This window comes from Methylobacterium sp. PvP105 (assembly GCF_017876975.1).
Classification (GTDB): Bacteria; Pseudomonadota; Alphaproteobacteria; order Rhizobiales; family Beijerinckiaceae; genus Methylobacterium; species Methylobacterium radiotolerans.
This window is the reverse complement of sequence record NZ_JAGIPA010000001.1, coordinates 4669995-4689758: the sequence shown is the minus strand read 5'-3', so window position 1 is coordinate 4689758 and position 19764 is coordinate 4669995. Positions and strand designations below refer to the sequence as shown.

19 protein-coding genes are annotated in these 19764 nt (G+C 71.8%); 15 read left to right on the top strand and 4 right to left on the bottom strand.

The features are described from left to right. Positions 1-21: 21 nt before the first annotated feature. The 10 genes from J3A75_RS22985 (at position 22) to eutC (ending at position 9802) form a co-directional block, all read left to right on the top strand. Positions 22-1269 (top strand): urea ABC transporter substrate-binding protein, encoded by a 1248-nt coding sequence (locus J3A75_RS22985; protein ID WP_012320264.1) that lies wholly within the window; start codon positions 22-24, stop codon positions 1267-1269. A gap of 103 nt (positions 1270-1372) precedes the next feature. Next, the gene (locus J3A75_RS22980; RefSeq protein ID WP_012320263.1) at positions 1373-2245 is read left to right on the top strand and encodes an ABC transporter permease subunit; all 873 of its coding nucleotides are present in this window, start codon (positions 1373-1375) and stop codon (positions 2243-2245) included. 10 nt (positions 2246-2255) lie between these two features. Beyond that, positions 2256-3302 (top strand): branched-chain amino acid ABC transporter permease, encoded by a 1047-nt coding sequence (locus J3A75_RS22975; protein WP_012320262.1) that lies wholly within the window; start codon positions 2256-2258, stop codon positions 3300-3302. Continuing rightward, complete coding sequence (locus J3A75_RS22970; protein ID WP_043074114.1) at positions 3299-4045, top strand: ABC transporter ATP-binding protein; 747 nt, start codon at positions 3299-3301, stop codon at positions 4043-4045. The genes J3A75_RS22975 and J3A75_RS22970 overlap by 4 nt, the downstream gene beginning before the upstream one ends. Further along, the gene (locus J3A75_RS22965) at positions 4038-4748 is read left to right on the top strand and encodes an ABC transporter ATP-binding protein (RefSeq protein WP_012320260.1); all 711 of its coding nucleotides are present in this window, start codon (positions 4038-4040) and stop codon (positions 4746-4748) included. The genes J3A75_RS22970 and J3A75_RS22965 overlap by 8 nt, the downstream gene beginning before the upstream one ends. A 33-nt stretch (positions 4749-4781) precedes the next feature. Then, a complete protein-coding gene (locus tag J3A75_RS22960) occupies positions 4782-5774 on the top strand; it encodes an acetamidase/formamidase family protein (protein ID WP_070999925.1) in 993 nt (330 codons plus the stop codon). A 21-nt stretch (positions 5775-5795) separates the two neighbouring features. After that, positions 5796-6557, top strand: coding sequence for an SDR family NAD(P)-dependent oxidoreductase (locus J3A75_RS22955; RefSeq protein WP_043074112.1), 762 nt, complete (start codon positions 5796-5798; stop codon positions 6555-6557). Between the two features lie 257 nt (positions 6558-6814). Continuing rightward, positions 6815-7519, top strand: a complete 705-nt coding sequence (locus J3A75_RS22950) for a L,D-transpeptidase (RefSeq protein WP_012320257.1) — start codon at positions 6815-6817, stop codon at positions 7517-7519. A gap of 97 nt (positions 7520-7616) precedes the next feature. After that, positions 7617-9020 carry an ethanolamine ammonia-lyase subunit EutB gene (locus tag J3A75_RS22945; RefSeq protein ID WP_070999924.1) on the top strand — a complete coding sequence of 468 codons (1404 nt, stop codon included), beginning with the start codon at positions 7617-7619 and terminating at the stop codon, positions 9018-9020. Continuing rightward, complete coding sequence (gene eutC / locus J3A75_RS22940; RefSeq protein WP_012320255.1) at positions 9017-9802, top strand: ethanolamine ammonia-lyase subunit EutC; 786 nt, start codon at positions 9017-9019, stop codon at positions 9800-9802. The genes J3A75_RS22945 and eutC overlap by 4 nt, the downstream gene beginning before the upstream one ends. 25 nt (positions 9803-9827) lie before the next feature. Here the strand turns inward: eutC and J3A75_RS22935 are convergent, their stop codons facing one another. Next, positions 9828-10784, bottom strand: a complete 957-nt coding sequence (locus J3A75_RS22935; RefSeq protein ID WP_012320254.1) for a GlxA family transcriptional regulator — start codon at positions 10782-10784, stop codon at positions 9828-9830. A gap of 194 nt (positions 10785-10978) precedes the next feature. On the opposite strand from J3A75_RS22935, the gene solA reads away from it, so the two are divergent. The 5 genes from solA (at position 10979) to J3A75_RS22910 (ending at position 15484) form a co-directional block, all read left to right on the top strand. Next, positions 10979-12151: an N-methyl-L-tryptophan oxidase gene (gene solA, locus J3A75_RS22930; protein WP_409518674.1), complete on the top strand. Its 1173-nt coding sequence runs from the start codon at positions 10979-10981 to the stop codon at positions 12149-12151. A gap of 71 nt (positions 12152-12222) precedes the next feature. Next, the gene (locus tag J3A75_RS22925) at positions 12223-13065 is read left to right on the top strand and encodes a transporter substrate-binding domain-containing protein (RefSeq protein WP_012320252.1); all 843 of its coding nucleotides are present in this window, start codon (positions 12223-12225) and stop codon (positions 13063-13065) included. A gap of 37 nt (positions 13066-13102) precedes the next feature. Then, positions 13103-13852 (top strand): amino acid ABC transporter permease, encoded by a 750-nt coding sequence (locus tag J3A75_RS22920; protein WP_012320251.1) that lies wholly within the window; start codon positions 13103-13105, stop codon positions 13850-13852. After that, positions 13849-14700 (top strand): amino acid ABC transporter permease, encoded by an 852-nt coding sequence (locus J3A75_RS22915; RefSeq protein ID WP_070999923.1) that lies wholly within the window; start codon positions 13849-13851, stop codon positions 14698-14700. Before J3A75_RS22920 ends, J3A75_RS22915 begins: the two co-directional genes overlap by 4 nt. A gap of 4 nt (positions 14701-14704) precedes the next feature. After that, the gene (locus J3A75_RS22910; RefSeq protein WP_012320249.1) at positions 14705-15484 is read left to right on the top strand and encodes an amino acid ABC transporter ATP-binding protein; all 780 of its coding nucleotides are present in this window, start codon (positions 14705-14707) and stop codon (positions 15482-15484) included. A 33-nt stretch (positions 15485-15517) separates the two neighbouring features. On the opposite strand, the gene J3A75_RS22905 is transcribed toward J3A75_RS22910, so the two are convergent. Genes J3A75_RS22905 through J3A75_RS22895 form a run of 3 tightly spaced genes read right to left on the bottom strand, consistent with a single transcriptional unit; the run spans position 15518 to position 19762 of the window. Continuing rightward, positions 15518-16408 (bottom strand): polysaccharide deacetylase family protein, encoded by an 891-nt coding sequence (locus J3A75_RS22905; protein ID WP_070999922.1) that lies wholly within the window; start codon positions 16406-16408, stop codon positions 15518-15520. A gap of 11 nt (positions 16409-16419) precedes the next feature. Then, complete coding sequence (locus J3A75_RS22900) at positions 16420-18888, bottom strand: ATP-binding cassette domain-containing protein (RefSeq protein WP_070999921.1); 2469 nt, start codon at positions 18886-18888, stop codon at positions 16420-16422. 4 nt (positions 18889-18892) lie between these two features. After that, complete coding sequence (locus tag J3A75_RS22895; RefSeq protein WP_070999920.1) at positions 18893-19762, bottom strand: branched-chain amino acid ABC transporter permease; 870 nt, start codon at positions 19760-19762, stop codon at positions 18893-18895. Positions 19763-19764: the final 2 nt, after the last annotated feature.

Sequence of the window (19764 nt, the reverse complement as noted above, 5' to 3'; positions counted from 1 at the left end):
CCCGAAGACGAGGACGCCCTGATGCCGAGAACGCCCCGCGGATCCCGACTGCCCGCCCTCGCGGCCGCCCTGCTCGCGGGCGCTTCCCTGGCCGCCCCCGCGGCCCGCGCCGCGGACCCGATCAAGCTCGGCGTCCTCGAGGACCAGTCCGGCGATTTCGCGGTCGCCACCATCGGCAAGGTCCACGGCATCCAGCTCGCCGCGGACGAGATCAACGCCGCGGGCGGCATCGCCGGGCGCAAGCTGGAGCTCGTCATCTACGACACGCAGTCCGACAACACGCGCTACCAGGAATTCATGCGCCGCGTGCTCCAGCGCGACAAGGTCAACGCCGTCTTCGCGGGCTTCTCCAGCGCGTCCCGCGAGGCCTACCGGCCGATCGTCGACCAGCTGGACGGCTTCGCCTTCTACAACAATCAGTACGAGGGCGGCGTCTGCGACGGCCACATGGTCGTCACGGGCGCGGTGCCGGAGCAGCAATTCTCGACGCTGATCCCGTGGATGATGGAGAAGTTCGGCAAGCGGGTCTACACGATCGCGGCCGACTACAACTTCGGTCAGATCTCGGCCGAGTGGGTGCGCAACATCGTCAAGGAGAACGGCGGCGAGATGGTCGGGGAGGAGTTCATCCCCCTCGGCGTGTCGCAGTTCTCGCAGACGATCCAGAACATCCAGAAGGCCAAGCCCGACATCCTGATGACGCTGCTCGTCGGCACCGCGCAGGCCTCCTACTACGAGCAGGCGGCGGCCGCGAACCTGAAGGTGCCGATGGGCTCCTCGGTCAATATCGGCCAGGGCTACGAGCACAAGCGCTTCCAGCCTCCGAGCCTCGCCAACATGTACGTGACCACCAACTACATCGAGGAGGTCGACAGCCCGTCGAGCAAGGCCTTCCTCGCCAAGTGGAAGGCGAAGTTCCCGAACGAGCCGTACGTGAACCAGGAGGCCGAGAACTCCTACCTCGCGGTCTACCTCTACAAGCAGATGGTCGAGCGGGCGAACGGATCGACCAAGCGGGCTGACCTGCGCAAGGTCATCGCGGCGGGCGACGTCTGCGTGGACGCGCCGGAGGGCAAGGTCTGCATCGACCCGAAGAGCCAGCACGCGTCGCACACGATCTACCTCGCGAAGGTCGACGAGAAGCACGCGATCTCCTTCCCGAAGACCTGGGACAACATCCAGCCCTACTGGCTCGGGAAGGCCGGCTGCGACCTGACGCAGAAGGATCCGATGGCGCAGTACACGCCGAGCAACCCGCCGAAGCCCTGACCTGCCGGGACGGAAATCCGCGCGCCACGGCCCCGGGCCGGAGACGACGCGACGTTGCCGGGGCCGAGGCCCCGGCCCACAGCCATCACGATCGGGCCTCCGGATGGATCTGCTGACCCACGCCTTCACGTTCCTCTACCAGATCGGCGACGCGTTCTCGTTCCTGGTCCTCTCCGCCTGCGGCCTCGCGGTGGTGTTCGGCATGATGGGCGTGATCAACCTCGCGCACGGCGAGCTGATCATGTGCGGCGCCTACGTCACGGCGGCGACCACGCGGGCCGGGCTGCCGCTGCCGCTGGGCATCCTGGCGGGCGCGCTCGCGGCCGGGGCCGTCGGCATGGTGATGGAGCGCCTCGTCATCCGCCACCTCTACGGGCGGCCCCTCGACACGATCGTGGCGACCTGGGGCATCAGCCTCGCGGCGACGCAGGGCACGCTGATCCTGCTCGGCTCGAGCATGCCGGGGATCGGCACGCCGCTCGGCAGCTTCACGGTCGGCGGCTACTCCTACTCGACCTACCGCGTGGTGCTGATGGTCGCCGCCGTCGCGGTGCTGGCCGGGCTCTACATCGCCTTCAACGCCACCCGCTTCGGGACGCTCGCCCGCGCCACCATCCAGGTGCCGCACATGGCCGAGGCCCTCGGGGTCGACACCCGGACGGTCTACGCCCTGACCTTCGGCCTCGGCGCGGCGCTGGCGGGCCTCGCGGGCGGGCTCTACGCGCCGACCATGACGATCGTGCCGACCATGGGGACGACCTTCATCATGGAGGCGTTCGTCACCGTGGTGGTCGGGGGCGCCGACATCTTCCTCGGGACGGCACCGGCGGCCCTGGTGCTCGGCACGGTGCGGGCGCTGCTCACCACCTGGCAGGGCCAGCTGTTCGGGCAGATCGGGCTCCTCGTCGCGGTCATCCTGGTGATCCGGGTGCTGCCGCGGGGCATCTCGGGCCTGATCCTGCGCGAGCGGGCGTGAGGCCATGGCGATGACGCTGCTCCGCCGCCTCGAAGGCCCGCAGACCCTGGGACGCGGGCCCGCCTTCTGGACCGTCTTCGCGGTCGCGGTCGCGGCGGCCGTCGCCTACCCGTGGTTCGCCGACGGCTACACGGTCGGCAACACCGCCTACTTCTTCTGCTGGGTATTCATGGCCCTCGGCCTGTGCCTGATCTGGGGCTACGGCGGCGCGCTCAGCTTCGGCCAGACCGCCTTCTTCGGCCTCTCCGGCTACGCCTACGGCGTGCTCACGCTGAACGTCGGCGCCGCCTACGGCTTCACCCTGGCGGCGCTGGTTCTGGCGGTGGCGCTCTCGGCCGTGATGGCGGCGCTCCTCGGCTACTTCCTGTTCTTCGGCCGGATCGGCGGGGTCTTCCTCGGCATCATCACCCTGTCGGTGACGCTCGCCCTGGAGCGCTTCATGGCGCAGACCGCCGGCCCGGAATGGAAGATCGGGGCGGCACGCCTCAACGGCTACAACGGCATGAGCGGCATGCCGCCCCTCACCGTGCCGTGGTTCGACGGCGACCTCGTGCTGTTCCCCGACGTGGCGCTCTACTACGGGCTGCTGGCTCTCCTGATCGTCGTCTACCTCGCGCTGCGCATCCTGGTGAACGCGCGGTTCGGCAACGTGCTGGTGGCGATCCGCGAGAACCCGGAACGGGCCGAGATGCTGGGCTACGACGTGCGGCGCTACCAGCTCGCCGCCTTCGTGATCGGCTCGGGCCTCGCGGGGCTGAGCGGCACGCTCTACACTGCCTGGGGCCAGTACATCACGCCCTCCAGCATGGGTCTCACCGCCGCCGCGCTGCCGGTGATCTGGGTCGCGGTCGGCGGCCGCGGCGACCTGACGGCGACGCTCATCGGCACGCTCCTGGTGCTCGGCGGCTTCCAGGCGCTCACGATCTACGGCAGCCAGTATGCCCTCGTGGTGATGGGCCTGCTCCTCGTCGCGGTGGTGCTGGCGGCGCCCGACGGCCTCGTCGTGGCGGCCCTGCGCGGCCTCGGCCGCCTGCGTCGCCGGGAGGCGGGCCGATGACGCCGCTCCTCGAGACCCGCAACCTCAGCAAGCATTTCGGCGGGCTGCACGTCACCAACGACGTGAATTTCGCCCTCGGGGCGGGGGAGATCCACTGCCTGATCGGACCGAACGGCGCCGGCAAGAGCACCTTCTTCCGCCTGCTGCTGGGCGAGTACACGCCGGAGCGGGGACAGATCCTCTACGCCGGCGAGGACATCACCGCGCTCAAGCCCTTCGCGCGGATCCGGCGGGGCATGAGCGTCAAGTTTCAGGTGCCGGGCATCTTCCCGAGCCTGTCGGTCGCACACAACCTGGAGATCGCCCTGCAGCACCACCTGGAGGGCGCCTCGCTCGGGGCGGAGATCCGGCGGCTGCTCGCCTTCCTCAACCTCACCGCGGCGGCCTCCGACCGGGCCGGCGCCCTCAGCCACGGGCAGAAGCAGTGGCTGGAGATCGGCATGGCGATCAGCCTCAAGCCGCGCCTGCTCCTCCTCGACGAGCCCACAGCCGGGATGTCGCCGGACGAGACCTTCGCCACCGGCGAGATGGTGCAGGCGCTCAACCGCGACGGCGTCGCTGTGCTGGCCATCGAGCACGACATGGCCTTCGTCCGGCAGATCGCCCAGCGGGTGACCGTGCTCCATGTCGGGCGAATCTTCGCCCAGGGCACCACCGAGGCGATCATCGCGGACGAGCGGGTCGCCGCGATCTACCTCGGGGAGGCGGACGCGCCGCCGCTGCGGAGCGTCGCCGATGCCTGAGCCGCTCCTCACGACGACCGGCCTCCGCGCCGGCTACGGCGGCAAGCCCGTGCTGCAGGGCGTCGACCTCGCGGTCCAGCCCGGCGAGATCGTGGCGGTGATCGGCCGCAACGGCGTCGGCAAGTCGACGCTGATGCGCAGCCTCGTCGGGCTGCTGCCCGCCTCCGCGGGCGGCATCGCGTTCCGGGGCGCGGCCGTGGAGGGGCTCGCCGCCCACCGCCGCGCCCGCCTCGGCATCGGTTACGTGCCCCAGGGCCGCGACGTGTTCCCGCGCATGAGCGTCGCCGACAACCTGACGGTCGGCGCCTCCCTGCTGCCGAAGGGCGAGCGGCCGGATTACGAGCGCGCCTTCGGGCCGTTCCCGATCCTGCGGGAGCGGCGCGGGCAGCGCGCCGGGACGCTCTCGGGCGGCCAGCAGCAGCAGCTCGCCATCGGCCGCGTCCTCGTCGGCGGGCCCGCGCTGATCCTGCTCGACGAGCCCTCCGAGGGCATCCAGCCCTCGGTGGTGCAGCAGATCGGCCGCACCCTGGTCGATCTCAACCGCCGCACCGGGGTGACGATCGTGTTCGTGGAGCAGAACCTCGACCTGATCCGCGCCATGGCCCAGCGCAGCTACGTCCTGGACAAGGGCCGGATTGTCGCGGAGCTGACGGCCCGGGATCTCGACGACCGCGACCTCGTGCGGCGCCACCTCGCCGTCTGACACCAAAGTCCGACAACCAAGGGAGAGACGACCATGCAGTGGCTCGACCAGTCCATCATGGCCCACAAGGGCGTCGCGGGCGGCAAGCCCGGCCAGGAGCACACGATCACCGAGGCCGAGCAGGGCCGCTACCACTACGTCTACGGGCCCTTCGCCGAGCCGGTGCTGACCGTCGATCCCGGCGCCGTCGTCACGGTCGAGACCCACGACGCGTTCGAGGGCAAGATCCGCCACGAGACCGACAGCCCGACGCAGATTCTGAACTTTCCCTACCTCAACCCGCAGAACGGGCCGATCTACGTGAACGGCGCGGAGAAGGGCGACTGCCTCGCGGTGGCGATCCGCTCGATCCGGCCGCGCGGCCCGCAGCCCTGCGGCACGACGCTGATCATGCCGGAATTCGGCGGCCTCGTCGCCACCGGCGACACAGCGCTCCTCAACCCGTCCCTCCCCGAGCGGGTGCGCAAGCTCGAGGTCACGGCCGAGACCGGCGTGCGCTGGAGCGACCGGATCACGCTGCCCTACCAGCCGTTCATCGGCACGATCGGCACCTCGCCGGAGATCGAGGCGATCTCGTCGCTGCAGCCGGACTATTACGGCGGCAACATGGACCTGCCGGACGTGGGCGTCGGCGCGGTGATCTACCTGCCGGTGAATACCGCGGGCGCGCTCCTCTATCTCGGCGACTGCCACGCCGCGCAGGGCGACGGCGAGCTCTGCGGCGTCGCGGTGGAGCACCCCACCCACACGACGGTGCAGATCGACCTGATCAAGGGCTGGACCTTCCGCTGGCCGCGGCTCGAGACCGCCGACTTCTACATGACGATCGGCTCGGCCCGGCCGATGGAGGACGCCGCGCGCATCGCCTACCGGGAGCTGGTTCGCTGGCTCGCGGCCGATTTCGGGTTCGACGAGATCGACGCCTACATGCTGCTCACCCAGTGCGGGCGCGTCCGGCTCGGCAACATGGTCGATCCGAAATACACGCTCGGCGCCTCGATCACGAAGGCGATCGCCCACGCCTGATCGGCGCCGGAGGAGGACGGCATGGATCTCGGGCTGAGAGGCCGCCGCGCGCTGGTGACCGGCGGCACCAAGGGGATCGGCGCGGCGATCGTCGACCTGCTGGCCGACGAGGGGGCCGCGGTCGCCCTCTGCGCCCGCAACGCCGCGGAGGTCGCCGCCAAGGTGGCGGCCCTGCGTGCCAGGGGCGTGGCGGCAACCGGGCGCGCCGTCGACGTCGCCGATTCCGCGGCCCTGCGCGGCTGGGTCGCGGAGGCCGCGGAGGAGCTCGGCGGCCTCGACATCGTGGTGCCGAACGTCAGCGCCCTCGCGGTCGGCGGCGACGAGGCGGCGTGGCGGAGCGGCTTCGCCGTGGACATGATGGGCACCGTCTCGGCGGTCGAGGCGGCGATGCCGTACCTCGAGCGCTCCGAGGCGGGCGCGATCGTCGTCATCTCCAGCGTCTCCGGGCGCGAGATCGACTTCGCGGCCGGTCCCTACGGCGCCTTCAAGGCCGCGCTGATCCACTACGCGCAGGGCCTCGCCTTCCAGCTCGCGCCCCGGAACATCCGCGCCAACTCGGTCGCGCCCGGCAACACCTACTTCGCGGGCGGCGTCTGGCACCAGATCGAGACCGGCAACCCGGCGCTGTTCGCCGAGGCGCTCCGGCTGAACCCGACCGGCCGGATGGCGCGGCCCGAGGAGGTGGCGCGCGCGGCCGTCTTCCTGGCGAGCCCGGCCGCCAGCTTCATCACCGGAACCAACCTCGTGGTCGACGGCAGCCTGACCCGCGGCGTGCAGTTCTGACGCCGATCGGCCTCGCCCCGCGCCGGGACACCTGGGGCTTCCGAAGCACACCCGGCGCGTTCAGCACGGTCGTTCAGCGAGGAAGTCCGGAGATCGCGAGGACTCACCACACTTGCGACGCATTTCGGCCGCTCTCAACCCGGTAAAGACAAGCTTGCCACGCGCGCTGGCACGCGGCACTCTCGAGCTTGGCCGTTCGCGCGGCGGTGGCACGCCGCGCGGTCGCGCCGGGCTGCAGGACAGGGAAGTCCAGGGCGATGATGACGGACGATCGCGAGGCCGGAGGCCTCGACGGGCGCGGGCGCCTCGGATGCGGGGCGGGCGTTCTCAGCCGCCGGTCGTTCCTGGCCGGCTCGGCCCTCGGGATCGGCGCGCTCTCGCTCGGTGGGTGCGGGACGACCGACACCCTGCTCATGGCCGAGGCGGCGAAGACCTACGGTCCGATGCCGAACGAGAAGTTCCCGATCCCGGCGGTCGACATCAGCAAGGTCAACCCGAAATACTATCGGCGGACCGTCCAGTACGCCTCGTCGGAGGCGCCCGGCACGATCGTGGTCGATCCCGCCAACTATTACGTCTACCGCATCGAGGGCGACGGCACCGCCACGCGCTACGGGGCCAATGTCGGCCGCCAGGGATTCCTGTGGAACGGGAACGCCTATGTCGGCCGCAAGTCCGAGTGGGCGACCTGGACCCCGCCCAAGGAGATGATCCGGCGCCAGCCCGAGGCCGCGAAATACGCCCGCGGCATGCCGGGCGGCCTCGACAACCCGCTCGGCGCCCGCACGCTGCACCTGTACCAGAACGGCGCCTACACGCTCTACACGATCTACGCCAGCAGCGACGCCGAATCGATCGGCACGGGCATCACCAGCGGCTGCGTCGGCCTGCTCAGCCAGGACATGATCCACCTCTACGCGCGCACGCCGGTGAAGACCAAGGTGGTCGTGCTGCCGGCCTGAGGGCGGGCAGCGCCCGCGCCGTCCCCGCTTCCCGGAGGCCCCGACATCCTGCAGGATCGGGATCCCTGAGATCCGACAGCGCGCCGGGAGCGCCCGCATGGCCTACGCGACGACGATCGAAGGCACACGCTTCACCTTCCCCGACCTGCGCAGCCTGCTCGCCAAGGCGACGCCGGAGCGCTCGGGCGACCAGCTCGCCGGGCTCTGCGCGGAAGGTCCGGTCGAGCGCCTGGCCGCGCAGATCGCCCTCGCCGACCTGCCGCTCAGGACCTTCCTGGCCGAGGAGCTGATCCCCTCGGACGAGGACGAGGTCTCGGACCTGATCGCCCGCCGGCACGACGCCGCGGCCTTCGCGCCGGTCTCGTCGCTGACGGTCGGCGCCTTCCGCGAGTGGCTGCTCGCGCCCGCCGCCGACGCGCGGGCGCTCGCCGCCCTGTCGCCCGGCCTCACGCCCGAGATGGTCGCGGCAGTGTCGAAGATCTGCCGCCTGCAGGACCTCGTCGCGGTGGCCGCCAAGCGGCCGGTGGTGACGCGCTTCCGCTCGACCATCGGCCTGCCCGGGCGCCTCGCCACACGCAACCAGCCCAACCACCCGACCGACTCGTCCGAGGGCATCCTGATCTCGGCCCTCGACGGCCTGCTGATGGGCTCGGGCGACGCGGTGATCGGCGTGAACCCGGCGACCGATTCCCTGCCGGACTACATCCGCATCGTCGAGCTGCTGGAGACCCTGCGGCTGCGCCTCGACGTGCCGACCCAGCACTGCTGCCTCGGCCACGTCACGGTGGCGATCGAGGCCATGGCCCGGGGTGCGCCGGTCGACCTCGTGTTCCAGTCGGTGGCCGGCTCGCAGAAAGCCAATGCCGGCTTCGGGGTCGACCTCGCCGTCCTGCGCGAGGCCTCCCAGGCGGCGCGCGCGCTCGGCCGCTGCCCGGAGGGCGGGCAGTTCATGTACTTCGAGACCGGCCAGGGCTCGGCCCTCTCGGCGGACGCTCACTGGGGCGTCGACCAGCAGACGATGGAGGCGCGGGCCTACGCGGTGGCGCGGGAGTTCGACCCGCTGCTCGTCAACACGGTCGTGGGCTTCATCGGTCCCGAGTACCTGTACAGCGGCAAGCAGATCATCCGCGCCGGACTGGAGGACCACTTCTGCGGCAAGCTTCTCGGCCTGCCGATGGGCGTGGACGTCTGCTACACCAACCACGCCGACGCCGACGGCGAGGACATGGACGCGCTCCTGACCCTGCTGTGCGCGGCCGGGGTCAACTTCGTCATCACCGTGCCGGGGGCGGACGACGTGATGCTGAACTACCAGTCGCTCTCCCACCACGACGCGGTCTTCGCCCGCGAGACCCTGGGACGCCCTCCGGCGCCGGAATTCGAGGCGTGGCTGCGAGCCGTGCGCATCACGGACGCGCAGGGTCGGCTGGCCAGCGCGGCGGGCGTGCTGCCCCAGGCCCTCGCCGAGGCGTCCCGGCTCCTGCCCGGGAGGGCGGCGTGAGCGACCCGGCCGAGCCGGCGCGCCCGGGCCCCCCGACGCTGCGCGACCTGCGCGGGCTGACCCAGGCGCGCATCGCGCTGGGCGCGCACGGGGCCGGCCTCCCGACCGGCGCGGCGCTCGCCTTCGGCCTCGACCATGCCCGCGCCCGCGAGGCGGTGTGGACGCCCCTCGACGCGGCGGCGATCCGCGAGGCGCTGCGGGTCGAGGGCCTGGACTCGGTGGAGGTCCGCTCCGCCGTGGCCGACCGGACGGAGTACCTGCGCCGGCCGGACAAGGGCCGCAGCCTCGATCCAGGGGCCGCGTCCGCGCTCGACGGGCACGGGCCGGGCTTCGATGTCGCCGTCGTGATCGCGGACGGCCTGTCGGCCACGGCGGTCGCGCTGAACGCGGTCCCGGCCGCCGCGGCGCTGGCGGCGCGGGTGCGGCGGGCCGGCTGGAGCCTGGCGCCCGTGGTCGTCGCGCTCCAGGGCCGCGTGGCGATCGGCGACCCGATCGGGGCGCGGCTCGGGGCGCGCTGCGTCGTGGTGCTGATCGGCGAGCGTCCGGGCCTGTCGGCCTCGGACAGCCTGGGCTGCTACGTCACGTTCGGCCCGGAGCCGGGCCTGCCCGACGCGCGGCGCAACTGCATCTCGAACATCCGGGAGGGCGGCCTGGCGGTCGAGGCGGCCGCCGGGCAGATGGAGGCTCTGCTGCGGGCGATGCTGGCCCAGGGCACCAGCGGCGTCGCGCTGCGCCGGGGCGATCCCGCCGACCCGCCGGCTCTCCCGGACGCGCGCGACTAGACCGCTCGGACTGCCCGGGTGGACGTCACGCTCGCTCCGCGGACGGGCTGCAGCCGAACCGGGACCGGTAGCAGCGGGCGAAATGGGCCGCGCTCGAGAAGCCGCAGGCTGTGGCGATCTCTCCGATCCGGAGCGGGCTCTGGCGCAGCAGGCGCCGTCCGTGGGCGAGGCGGATCGCCCGGTACTGGGCCGAGAAGCTCAGCCCGAGCTTCTCGAGGAACAGCCGGTCGAGGTGGCGCGGGCTGATCGCCGCGAGGCGCGCCATCGCGAGGCGGCCGAGCGGCGCCTCCACGGTCTTCTCCATGGTCTCCAGTACCGCCAGCAGGGCCGGATGGTGGACCCCGTAGCGCTCGACCGCGGAGGCCCGCTGCGGGTCGTCGGCGGCGCCGATGGCGGTGTGGAGGAACCAGTCGGAGACGCGGCGGGCGAAAGCCTCGCCCATGCGCTCGGCGATCAGGGCGTGGGCCATCTCCAGGGGCGCGACCCCGCCGCCGCAGGTCAGGCGATCGCCGTCGGCGACGTAGCGCGCCCGGCTCAGGCGTGCCTCCGGGAAGGTCTCGACCGTGGCGCCTGCATATTCCCAGTGGAGCGTGAACGCGCGATCGGCCAGTAGGCCCGCCGCGGCCATCAGGTAGGGACCGCCCGAGATGCCGCCGATGCGGACGCCGAGCCGGGCCATCCGCCGCAGGGTCGCGTGGATCTCGGGCCTGTCCCACCCGTTCGGCTCGCCGCCGGCGCAGACGAAAAGGGTGTGGAGCTGGCCGCGCAGGCGCGGCAGCGCCTCGGTGGGGACCTCTGCGCCCGACGAGGCGGCGACCCGGCCCTCTGCCTCGCCGAAATAGCGCAGCCGGTAGAGCGGCCGCCCGGCGAGCTCGTTGGCCGCGCGGAACGGCTCGCAGCCCGAGGCGAAGGACAGCAGCGCGAAGCCGGGCACGAGGATGAAGCCGATCTCCTGCGGTCGATCCCCGGTCTCCGCGTCCATGTCGCCCGCGCCCTCCGCTCCCTGACGGCTCAAACGTGCAAGAAGTCGTCCGTTTCGGTCAAACGTCTCGTCCGGCATCCATCATTCTGCGTGTCGTCTTCCTGTGCCGCGCGAGACCGCCCCCGGATGCCTCGACCTGCCGATCTTCCTCCGTTCCGCGCTGCGGCGGTGTCCCGTCCCGGCAGCGAGCGGGCGTGCCGGCCGTGAGCCGCCGCTACGATGTCGCCGTCCTGGGCCTCGGCGCGATGGGCAGCGCCGCGCTCTACCAGCTGGCGAAACGGGGCGCCTCGGTGATCGGGCTCGACCGCTTCGCGCCGCCCCACGTCCTCGGGTCCAGCCACGGCGAGACGCGGATCACCCGCCAGGCGGTCGGCGAGGGCGCTGACTACGTCCCCTTCGTGACCGCCTCGCACCGCATCTGGCGCGAGCTGGAGGCCGAGACCGGCGAGACTTTGCTGAACGCCTGCGGGGCGCTCGTCATGGCCCCGGGCCACGGCGTCTCCTCGCATCACGGCAAGCCGGACTTCGTCGGACGCTCCATCAGCGCCGCTGAGGGCGCCGGCATCGTCCACGAGGTGCTCGACGGCGCGGAGGTGGCCCGCCGGTTCCCGCAATTCCTCAACCTCGCGGGCGACGAGAAGGCCTATTACGAGCCGGGCGGCGGCTACGTGTTCCCGGAGCGCTGCCTCGCGGCGCAGCTCGGCCGCGCGGGTGCCGCGGGTGCCGAGATCCGCACGAACTGCGCGGTGGTCGGGCTTCAGCAGGACGGGAGCGGCGTCCGCGTCGACACGGCGGAGGGGACCATCCTGGCCGACCGCGCCGTCGTGGCCGCGGGCGCCTGGACGGCCCCGCTGCTGGGGAGCCCGTTCGACCGACTGCTGACCGTCCGCCGGCAGCTCCTGCACTGGTACGCGCTCGCGGACGAGACCGCCTACGGGCCGCACTCGCCGGTCTTCATCTGGATGTACGGGACGAGCGACACCGAATACCTCTACGGCTTCCCGCCGCTCGACGGCTCCATCAAGGTCGCGACGGAGCAGTACGACACCACCACCACCGCCGACGGGGTGGCGCGTCGCGTCGATCCGTCCGAATCCGACGAGATGTACCGGCTGCGCGTCGCGAACCGGCTGGCCGGCGCGACTCCGGAGCTCGTCCAGGCCGCGGCCTGCGTCTACACGGTCACCCCCGACCGCGGCTTCATCATCGACCGGCATCCCGAGATGGAGCGCGTGCGGGTGGTGTCCGCCTGCTCGGGGCACGGGTTCAAGCACTCGGCCGGCATCGGCGAGGCCGTCGCGGCTGAGCTGGTCGGGACCGGCAGCACCGTCGATCTCGCGCCCTTCGCCCTGGCACGTTTCAGTTGATGCGCCGGCTAATGGCTCGTGGATTGCTTGAAACCGTGCCAAGATCAGTCGACCCGAGCAGGAAAGACCCGATGCGTCTCACGATCCGCACCCTTCTGACCACCGGTGCGCTGTCCGCCCTCGCGGCATTGTCGACCGTCGCGCTGCCCGGGCGGGCCGCGGCCGCCGACGGCGTCGACGCGATCAAGAAGCGCGGGACGCTGATCGTCGGCGTGAAGGCGGATTACAAGCCGTTCGGCTTCCGCGACCCGAGCGGGACGATCATCGGCCTGGAGCCCGACCTCGCCGCCGACCTCGCCAAGCGGCTGGGCGTGAAGCTCGAGCTCGTGCCCGTCGTCTCGGCCAACCGGATCGAGTTCCTGCAGCAGGGCAAGGTCGATCTGCTGATCGCCACCCTGTCGGACAAGCCGGAGCGCCGCCGCGTCGTGCAGGCGATCGACCCGAACTACTATTCCGACTTCGTGAACGTCCTGCTGCCCAAGTCGTCCGGCATCACCGACTGGGCGCAGCTCAAGGGCAAGCCGCTCTGCGCCACCTCGGGAGCGTGGTACAACAAGGACGTCGCGCGGACCTACGGAGCGGAGATCGTCGCCTTCGACGGATCGGAGAAGCCGCTCTTCGCGCTCAAGCAGGGCAACTGCATCGGCTACGTCTACGACCAGAGCATGCTGCAGGGTAAGCTGCTCGACGACGACTGGAAGGCCAACTACGCGCTGCCGCTCAAGGGCATCCTCGACGCCCCGTGGATGATGGCGGTGGCGCAGGGCAACACCACGCTCCAGGCCGCCGTCGAGGACGCCACCAAGGACTGGATGAAGACCGGCTTCATCGTCAACGAGGAGAAGAAGTGGGGCATCGAGCCGACCGCTTACTCGAAGGCGATGCACGAGAAGTACAAGAACGCGACCAACTGATGCGCGCCTGCACGACGGCCTTGAGCGTTCGCCCGCGATGATCGCCACGATCCAGGCGTGGTTCCAGCAGCTCTACGAGACCACGGGCTTCAACTTCACGGTCTTCTACGATCCCTACGACTGGGACCGGTACGTGGCCGGCCTGCGGATGACGCTGCTCCTCGGGATCAGCACCATCCTGGCCAGCCTCGTCATCGGCGCCGTGGGCGCGCTCCTGCAGAGCGGGCCGTCGCGCGTCCTGCGGGCGCTGGTCAACGGCTTCGTGGTGGTGTTCCGCAACACGCCGCCGCTCGTGCAGATCTTCTTCTTCTACTTCGGCCTCGGGACGCTGCTCCCGGACATCCGCTCGGCCGACGGCCTGCGGGCGCCGATCCTCAACAATGTCCAGTGGGCGATCATCTCGCTGTCGCTGTTCGCGGGCGCGTTCAACGTCGAGATCTTCCGCTCGGGCATCGAGGCCGTGCCGCGGACCACGGTCGAGGCCGCCGAGGCCCTGGGCTACACCCGCTTCAAGGCCTACCGGTACGTCGTCCTGCCGCTGGCCCTGCGCGTCTGCCTGCCGGCCCTGAACAACAACCTGATCAACCTCCTGAAGACCACGACACTGGCCTACGCCATCGCGGTCCCGGAGACCCTGTACGCGGTCAAGCAGATCTGGTCCGAGTCGCAGAACGTGCTGGAGATGATGCTGGTGCTGCTGGCGACTTACGCGGTCCTCGTCGGCGTGCTCGTCTGGATCATGCACCGCTGGGAGCGCGCCCTGCGCATCCCGGGATACGGCCGATGAAAGCGGCCGATCCGCGGGGCGGGCGGCCGAATGCCCTGCCGGTCCTCCTGCCCTTCGCGCTCCCGGAGGACCGCGCGGCGGCGCGCCTGCGCCCGGCCCATCTCTGGCTGCTCGCCGCGCTCGCCCTCGTCGCCGTCCCGGCCTGGGCGCAGGGCGGGGCCGCCGCGCTGTCGCCGCTGGAGGTCGTGATCAAGTGGGCGCCCCTCCTGCTCACGGGCTTCGCCTTCAACGTCGCGATCTCGCTGATGGCGATGGCGATCGGGACCGTGGCGGGCATCGGGCTCGGGCTGGCCATGCTGGCCGAGGGGCGGATCCTGCCCCGCCTCGCGTGGTGCGCCACGCAGGTCTTCCGCAACGTGCCCTGGCTGGTGCTGCTGTTCTTCGTGATGTTCCTGGTGCCGTTCCAGATCACCGTGTTCGGCGTCCGCGTGCCGCTGCCCGACTGGGTGAAGGCGACCTTCGGCTTCAGCCTGCCGGTCATGGCCAACGTCGCCGAGATCGTCCGCGGCGCGGTGCGCTCGGTGCCGAACACCCAGTGGGAGGCCGCCGAGTCGCTGGCCTTCACCCGGCGGCAGACGCTATGGCGCATCATCCTGCCCCAATGCGCGAAGCGCATGCTGCCGCCCTGGATGAACGTCTACTCGCTCATCGCGATGGCGACCGTGCAGGCCTCCATCGTCGGCGTCACCGAGATGCTGACGCTGACCGCGCAGGTGCACGCCGCCGAGGGCGGCCGCCCCGAGCTGTTCGCGCCGCTCTACGGCTTCGCGCTCCTGTGCTTCTTCCTCTACTGCTACCCGATCGACCGGTTCACCGCCGCCCTGGAACGCCGCTTCGAGACCCGCTGAGACCATGACGCGCGCGACCCTGGCCGCCACCCCGTCCCCGACCTGGACCCCCGATCAGCCGATCGTCCGCATCGCCGGCGTGCACAAGTCCTTCGGGACCTTCGAGGTGCTGAAGGGGATCAGCTTCGACGTGCGCAAGGGCGAGGTGGTCTGTATCATCGGCCCATCGGGCTCGGGCAAGTCGACGCTGATCCGCTGCGTCAACGCGCTGGTGCCGGTCAGCGCGGGCTCGATCGAGGTCGAGGGGATCGACGTCACCGATCCCCGGCTCGACAAGCTGGCGCTGCGCCGCAAGGTCGGCATGGTGTTCCAGCAGTACAACCTGTTCCCGCACAAGACCGCGCTTCAGAACGTGATGATGGCCCCCATCCACGTCCTCGGGCAGGACAGGCGCGAGGTCGAGGCTCGGGCGCGGGCGCTCCTCGCCAAGGTGCGGCTCGCCGGCAAGGAGAACGCCTATCCGGGCGAGCTGTCCGGCGGCCAGCAGCAGCGCGTGGCCATCGCCCGCTCGCTGGCGATGCGGCCGGACGTGATGCTGTTCGACGAGGTCACCGCCGCTCTCGATCCGGAGACGGTCAAGGAGGTGCTGGTGACGATCCGGGAGCTCGCCGAGGAGGGCATGACCTGCATGCTCGTCACGCACGAGATGAACTTCGCCCGCGACGTCGCCGACCATATCTACTTCACCGACCGCGGCGTGATCGTCGAGCACGGGCCGCCCGCGACCTTCTTCGCTTCCGCACGGGACGAGCGCACGCGCCGGTTCCTGTCGCAGGTGCTCTGAGCTCGCCGGGTCGGCCCCGGGGTCCGGACCGCGTCAGCGCGGCCCGGCCTCCCGCGCCACGATGTGGTCGGCGATCGCCCCCGCGGTGGTGAGCCAGATGTCGGCGCGCCGGTCGACGATGTGCCGGAGCGCCCGCCGCAGGGGCCGTATCCGGTGCGGCCGCCCGACGATGTAGGGATGGAGCGCGATGCCCATGACCAGGGGTGCGGCTCGCGCCTGCTCCAGCATCTCGTCGAAGGCGTCGACGATGGCGTCGGCGAACTGGCGGCCCGTCTCCTTGCGGGCGACGATGGCGGGGATGTCGTTGAGTTCCTGCGGGTAGGGCACCGTCAGGATCCGGCCGCCGCCGCGGGTCGCGAACCAAGTGGGCTGGTCGTCGTGGTCCCAGTCGAGCAGGTAGCGGTAGCCGGCCTCGGCGAGCAGGTCGGGCGTCACCCGCGACTGCGAGATCCAGGGCCCGAGCCAGCCGGCGGGCGGGCGGCCCTCCTGCGCGGCGATCACCCGGGTCGTCTCGGCGATCAGCGCCCGCTCCGAGTCCTCGTCGAGGGTGCCCTGCCGCTCGGCGTTGGTGCGTCCGTGGCCGACGATCTCGTCGCCCCGCGCCCGGAACGCCTCGATCAGCCCGGGGCAGTCCCGGTACAGGTTGCTGTTGACGAGCACGCTCGCGGGCATCGCCAGTTCGTCCAGCATCGCGGCGATCCGCCAGGCGCCGACCCGGTTGCCCCAGTCGCGCCACGCGTAGTTGAGCACGTCCGGCTGCGGGCCGCCCGGGGCCAGCTCGGCGCCGAGGCCCTCGCCGAACGCGAAGGTCTCGAGGTTCAGCCCGAGATAAACGGCCAGCCGCTTGCCCTCCGGCCAGTCGTAGACCGGCCGGTCGGGGAGGGCGCTGTAGCCGTAGCGGCCGTGTCCGGCATTCGTGTCCATCGTGGCCCCCGTTACGCCGCACCGAGATAGGCCGCTTCCAGCCCCTTGTCCGCCGACAGCTCCGCGGCGGTTCCCCGCGCGACGACCCGGCCCTGCTCCAGCACGTAGCCGCGATCGGCGACCGTGAGGGCCAGCGCCGCCATCTGGTCGACGATCAGGATGGTGACGCCCTCGTCGCGCAGCTCCGCCACGGTGGCGTAGAGGGCGTTGATCATCGCCGGGGCGAGGCCCAGCGACGGCTCGTCGAGGAGCAGGATGCGCGGATGCGCCATCAACCCGCGGGCGATGGCCAGCATCTGCTGCTCGCCGCCGGAGAGCAGGCCCGCCCGGCTCCCCGCCCGGTCGCGCAGCCGGGGGAACCGGTCGAGCAGGCGCTCCACCTCGGCCGGGTCGATCGGCGTCCCGCGCCCGAAGGCGCCGAGGCGGATGTTCTCGACGACGCTGAGCTCCGGGAAGACCTGCCGGCCCTCCGGCACCAGGACGAGCCCAGCGCGGGCGATCCTGTGGGCGGGTAGAGCCTCGACGCGCCGGTCGTCAAATACGATCGCGCCCGCGACCGGGCGCAGCAGCCCCGCCAGCGCCCGCATGGCCGTGGACTTGCCGGCGCCGTTCGCGCCCAAAAGGGCGACGGTCTCGCCCGGCCGCACGTCGAGATGGACGCCGTCGAGGACCGGCGCAGCGCCGTAGCCGGCGGTCAGGTCGAGGACCGAGAGGACGGTGTCCGCCGGCCCCTGCCACGGCGCGCCCCGCGGCCGGGCCGGCGTGTCGGCGCCGCCGAGATAGGCGCGCAGCACCGCCGGGTCGCGCCGGATCTCGGCGGGCGTGCCCCGCGCGATCGGGCGTCCGGCATCCATGACCAGGATGTGGTCGGAGATGCCCATCACCAGCGGCATGTCGTGCTCGACCAGCACCACCGCGACGCCGCTGTCGGCGATCCGGCGGATCAGACGGGCCAGCCGGTCGGTGTCGGCCCGCGACAGGCCGGCGGCGGGCTCGTCGAGGAGCAGCGCCGCGGGGCCGCCGGCGAGCGCCCGGGCGATCTCCACGAGACGCCGGTCGACATGGGGCAGCTCGGCGGCCGGGCGGTCGAGGGCGCCGCGGTAGCCGACGAAGGCGAGGAGCGACGCGGCCGTCCGGCGGTCCCCCGCGCTGGCGCGGCGCCAGAGCCGGCCCGGCGCGGATCCGAGGGCGACGTTGTCGACCACGGTCAGCGAGCCGAACAGCCGCGTGGTCTGGTAGGTGCGCGCGATGCCGGCGCGGGCGACGACATGCGCCGGCCGCCCGGCGAGATCGCGTTCGCCGAGCCGGATCGCCCCGGCGCTCGGGCGGTAGAAGCCCGAGACCATGTTGAGCACGGTCGTCTTGCCGGCCCCGTTCGGGCCGATCACGCTGGTGACCGCGCCGGGCCGGGCGGTGAGGTCGACGCCTTCCGCCGCCGTGATGCCGCCGAAGCGGATGCCGATCCCATCGAGGACGAGGGCCTCGCGCGCCGCCGTGCCGGGCAGCGGCGCCTCTCCGCTCTCCTCGGCGACCCCATTGTCGCGGCCCCGGGGCAGCAGGCGGGCGAGGCTGCCGACCAGCCCCGAGGGCACCAGCCAGAGCACTGCCAGGGTCGCGATCCCGAAGAACAGCAGGCGGTACTCCGCGAGGCCGGACAGCGCCTCCGGCAGCAGCACGGTGACGAGGGCCCCGAGGAGCGGGCCGAGCACCGTGCCGGCTCCGCCGACGATCACCGAGAGGACGAACAGGATCGACTGCGAGAACGGGAACGAGCTCGGCGCAATGAACAGCATCAGCGGCGGCAGGACGGCCCCCGCGAGGCCGGTGAGGGCGGCGGAGATCGCGAAGGCCAGGGTCTTCACCCGGACCGGGTCGAAGCCCAAAGCCGCCGCGGCGACGTCGGCGTCGCGCACGGCGCGCATCGCCCGGCCGAGGCGGCTGCGGGCGAGGAGGTCGAACCCGGCGAGGCTCGCGCCGGCCGCGAGCACCGCCAGCACGGCGAGCCCGGCCGCACTCACCGGCTCGCCGAGGAGCGTCGGCGGGTCGGTGACGACGAGGCCGTTCTGGCCGCCGGTCAGCTCCCCGCCCTCGATCAGCCCGTGCTCGACGATGAAGCCGAAGGCGATCGTCAGCATGGCGAGGTAGGGGCCCTTCACCCGCATCGCCGGCACCGCCACAAGGCCGCCGACGAGCGCCGCGATCAGGGCCGCCGCCGGGAGCGCCAGCCAGAAGCTGACGCCGTGGAGCGTCAGGATCGCGCTGGCGTAGGCGCCGATCGCGTAGAAGCCGGCCTGGCCGAAGGAGATCAGCCCGGTCAGGCCGAGGAGCACGTTGAGGCCGACCCCCGCCACCGTGGTCAGCGCCACCAGGGCGATCACGAAGTGGCTGTAGCCGGCAGTCAGCGCGACGAGGCCGAGCGCGGCGGCGGTGAGGCCGGCAATGCCGAGCCGCATCGCCGGGGCCGAGCGCAGACGGTGCATCGCGTCAGACCTTGTTGACCGCGGCGCGGCCGAGCAGGCCGTCGGGGCGCAGGGTGAGGGCCAGGATGATCACCGAGAACACCACGAGCTGCGTGTAGGTCGAGCCGAGGGTCGCGGTGACGCCGGCCTCGACGAGGCCGTAGAGCAGCCCCGCCAGGATCACCCCGGTGGCGGAGCCGATGCCGCCGAGGATCGCCACCGCGAAGGCCTTGAGGCCGAACAGCGTGCCGAGCTCGGCCGAGACCGAGAACAGCGGCGCGATCAGGAGGCCCGCGATGCCGGCCAGCACCGCCGAGAGCGCGAAGGCGCAGGCCACGGTGCGGCGCACGTCGATCCCCATCAGCCGGGCGGCGTCGGCGTTCTGCGCCACGGCGAGCAGGACGCGGCCGAGATCGGTCCGGCGGAACACCGTGCGGATCGCGAAGGCGAGCGCGACCCCGACGACCGGGATCACGAGCTGCAGCGGGTAGATGCCGGTCCCGAGGATCTCCACCGGCTTCGTGGCCAGCGGCGAGGGCAGGCTCCGCGGCTCCTTGCCGAAGGTGAACAGCACGGTGTTGTCGAGGACGATGCCGCCCGCCACCGTCGCCAGGAGCCACGCATCCGAGCCGCGCGCCACGAACGGGCGGACCAGCGCCCGCTCGACCACGAGGCCGAACAGGGCGCAGCCGGCGAGCGCCAGGACGATCGCGGCGGGCATCGGCCAGCCGAGGGTGACGCCCAGCGCGTAGGCCAGGACCGCGCCCAGGGTGACGACGCTCCCCTGCGCGAAGTTCACGGTCCCCGACACCGCATAGGTCACGTGGAAGCCCAGGGCCACGAGCCCGTACATGCTGCCGAGGCCGAGACCGCTGACGAGGATGGAGGTCAGCATCG

Excerpts from the sequence above, each read along its gene's own strand:
- J3A75_RS22985 (WP_012320264.1), top strand. The coding sequence starts at position 22 with ATGCCGAGAACGCCCCGCGGATCCCGACTGCCCGCCCTCGCGGCCGCC.
- J3A75_RS22980 (WP_012320263.1), top strand. The coding sequence starts at position 1,373 with ATGGATCTGCTGACCCACGCCTTCACGTTCCTCTACCAGATCGGCGAC.
- J3A75_RS22975 (WP_012320262.1), top strand. The coding sequence starts at position 2,256 with ATGACGCTGCTCCGCCGCCTCGAAGGCCCGCAGACCCTGGGACGCGGG.
- J3A75_RS22970 (WP_043074114.1), top strand. The coding sequence starts at position 3,299 with ATGACGCCGCTCCTCGAGACCCGCAACCTCAGCAAGCATTTCGGCGGG.
- J3A75_RS22965 (WP_012320260.1), top strand. The coding sequence starts at position 4,038 with ATGCCTGAGCCGCTCCTCACGACGACCGGCCTCCGCGCCGGCTACGGC.
- J3A75_RS22960 (WP_070999925.1), top strand. The coding sequence starts at position 4,782 with ATGCAGTGGCTCGACCAGTCCATCATGGCCCACAAGGGCGTCGCGGGC.
- J3A75_RS22955 (WP_043074112.1), top strand. The coding sequence starts at position 5,796 with ATGGATCTCGGGCTGAGAGGCCGCCGCGCGCTGGTGACCGGCGGCACC.
- J3A75_RS22950 (WP_012320257.1), top strand. The coding sequence starts at position 6,815 with ATGATGACGGACGATCGCGAGGCCGGAGGCCTCGACGGGCGCGGGCGC.
- J3A75_RS22945 (WP_070999924.1), top strand. The coding sequence starts at position 7,617 with ATGGCCTACGCGACGACGATCGAAGGCACACGCTTCACCTTCCCCGAC.
- J3A75_RS22935 (WP_012320254.1), bottom strand. The coding sequence starts at position 10,784 with ATGGACGCGGAGACCGGGGATCGACCGCAGGAGATCGGCTTCATCCTC.
- J3A75_RS22925 (WP_012320252.1), top strand. The coding sequence starts at position 12,223 with ATGCGTCTCACGATCCGCACCCTTCTGACCACCGGTGCGCTGTCCGCC.
- J3A75_RS22920 (WP_012320251.1), top strand. The coding sequence starts at position 13,103 with ATGATCGCCACGATCCAGGCGTGGTTCCAGCAGCTCTACGAGACCACG.
- J3A75_RS22915 (WP_070999923.1), top strand. The coding sequence starts at position 13,849 with ATGAAAGCGGCCGATCCGCGGGGCGGGCGGCCGAATGCCCTGCCGGTC.
- J3A75_RS22910 (WP_012320249.1), top strand. The coding sequence starts at position 14,705 with ATGACGCGCGCGACCCTGGCCGCCACCCCGTCCCCGACCTGGACCCCC.
- J3A75_RS22905 (WP_070999922.1), bottom strand. The coding sequence starts at position 16,408 with ATGGACACGAATGCCGGACACGGCCGCTACGGCTACAGCGCCCTCCCC.
- J3A75_RS22900 (WP_070999921.1), bottom strand. The coding sequence starts at position 18,888 with ATGCACCGTCTGCGCTCGGCCCCGGCGATGCGGCTCGGCATTGCCGGC.
- J3A75_RS22895 (WP_070999920.1), bottom strand. The coding sequence starts at position 19,762 with ATGCTGACCTCCATCCTCGTCAGCGGTCTCGGCCTCGGCAGCATGTAC.